Consider the following 2,055-nt stretch of genomic DNA (forward strand, 5'->3'; position numbering starts at 1 on the left):
TGCTGGCGGGGTCTGGGTGGTCGTGGTCGGGGCGGGGGTCGAGGGCTGCGGAGCAGCCGCGGTGGTCTCGGCGCTGGTGGTGGAGGGGGCAGCGGCGGGCAGTGAGGAGGCGCGACCGTCCGTGGCGCGGCCGACGAAGGCGAGCAGGGCGAGCAGTGCCACGGCGGTGATGGTGAGGTTGCGCCACGACCACAGTGGCCACCGCAGCACCCGGCCCAGCTCGCCGCTCATCGCCGGCCGTCCTCCTCCGCGGCCCGCTGCACGCTGAGCACGGTCTGCTTGGTCTCGGGGTCGTAGATGCGGGGGCCGACGCCGTCCGGGCGGACCTCGTGGTGCGAGTCGTGCACGGGGGCGAGGTTCTCCAGCCGCCGCACCGAGGTGGGGGCGCTGTCGACGACGACACCCTCGATCACCGGCACCGGCTGGCTCGGCGTGGTGACCGGGTATGCCGCACGGTCGGTCGACGTGGCGCCGGCGAGGTCAAGCGCGGGGTCGGGCCGGGAGTCGCCGCCGGGGGAGGTGGCGGGCGTGGTGGGCCGCGCCGTGGTTGTCGGGCTCGGGTGACGGGCAGGTTCGAGCTCGGCCCGGGCGGCGACGGTGCCCGCCAGGACGCGTTCCTGCTCGGGGATCGCGGTGAAGACGGGGCTGGGCCGGCCGAAGGCCTCCGATGGCAGGTTGACCCGCCGCACCTGACGGGGCGTCCAATCCCGCTCGGCCGGTTCCTCGGGCTCACTGGCCGGTTGCTGGTGCTGCTGGGCGTCCTTGGTCCCGTCGCCGCTGCCCTTGCGGACGACGACGTAGTCGACCAGTCGCTTGCCGCTGCGCTTGAGCAGGCGCTGGCCGTGGCTGGACTGCCCGAGGATCTGGGTGAAGCTGAGCAGGGGCAGGAGGAGGACGAAGGCCGCGAGGGTCACGACGACGCAGAGCACGAGGGCGAGGAAGCCCATACCGGTGTCCGTGGCCCGGGACAGGATCGCCGAGATCACCGTGGTGTGAATCGTGGAGCCGACGGAGAACGCCACGACGTTGACCACGGACGCGCCGGCCATGTTGGCGATCTGGCGGACGATGCCCGACATGGGGGCCATGACGCCGATGACCGCGGCGGCGGGGAAGAACATGACGAGCAGTCGCAGCATCACCAGGCCGGCGAAGACGAAGAGGTCGGCGACCAGGCGGAAGAGCCCGGTGAAGAGGGCGCCGAGGAACGCCATGAGCCCGGTCCCGGCCCGTCCGCCGCCCTTGCCCTGGACGTAGGCGTAGGCGACTGGGTCCTGCTCCTGGATCTCCGCGGTGGTGGACTTCCAGCTCTCGGCCTTGCGCTCGGCGATCCGCTTGCCCGCCTCGGGGTCCCTTTGGGCCTGCTCGGCTTCGGCCCAGGTGAAGGCGCTGGCCTTGAAGAGTGCCGGGGCCCACTCGCGGGCTGCCGCGCTGTCACCCGAGCCGAACTCGCCGCGCACCCACGCGTCGTAAGCGATCCGGTCCACCAGGAGGGCGCCCTGAGCACGGGCCGGGTCAGCGGTCTCGGGGAGGCTCGACAGTCCCGCGCTGCTGGCGTTGACGGCGGCGATCGTCGAGGTGACTGAGTCGTCGAAGAAGGAGGCGACCCGGGTGGGGTACTGCCCGATGCCGGCGACGACGGCGAGCACGAGCACCGCCCAGGCGGCGGCGGAGGTGACCGCAGAGAGCCGGCCGGAGGTGGAGTAGAAGAGCAGGAGCGCCGCGACCCCGAGCAGGGCGGCACCGCCCCACGGGCTCCAGATGGAGTCGTGCAGCCGTTGGGTGACGGTGGCGACGACGTCGTCCAGCGGCGCCATGTACTGCGCCGGCCGGCTGACCTTGTTGTGCAGGCCGTTCGCGGCAGAGGTGGTCCAAACGGCGCCCGCGAGGAAGGCGTTGCCAACCGTGGTGTCGAGGGTGGCGTCGGTGTCGCGCAGGCCTCCGCCGCAGCCGAGGTCGTAGGTGTGCCAGGTCAGGCCGGCGTAGCCGTACTGCTCGTAGACGCTGGTCTGCGGGTTGGCGACGAACGGCTCGAGCGGTGCCGGTGGCTGCTCC

At 72.6% G+C, this 2,055-nt stretch carries 1 protein-coding gene and 1 pseudogene; both read right to left on the reverse strand.

Features of this window, described 5'->3' with window-relative positions; translation table 11 throughout:
- Positions 1 to 231: pseudogene (locus VIB11_RS04670) on the reverse strand (hypothetical protein); the annotation flags it as partial.
- Positions 228 to 2,055 (reverse strand): hypothetical protein (locus VIB11_RS04675; RefSeq protein WP_332028835.1); only part of this gene is annotated, 1,828 nt, incomplete at its 5' end. The pseudogene VIB11_RS04670 and the gene VIB11_RS04675, both read right to left, overlap by 4 nt.

Origin of the sequence: Pedococcus sp. (assembly GCF_036554925.1) — a bacterium.
In the GTDB taxonomy this organism is placed as follows: domain Bacteria; phylum Actinomycetota; class Actinomycetes; order Actinomycetales; family Dermatophilaceae; genus Pedococcus_A.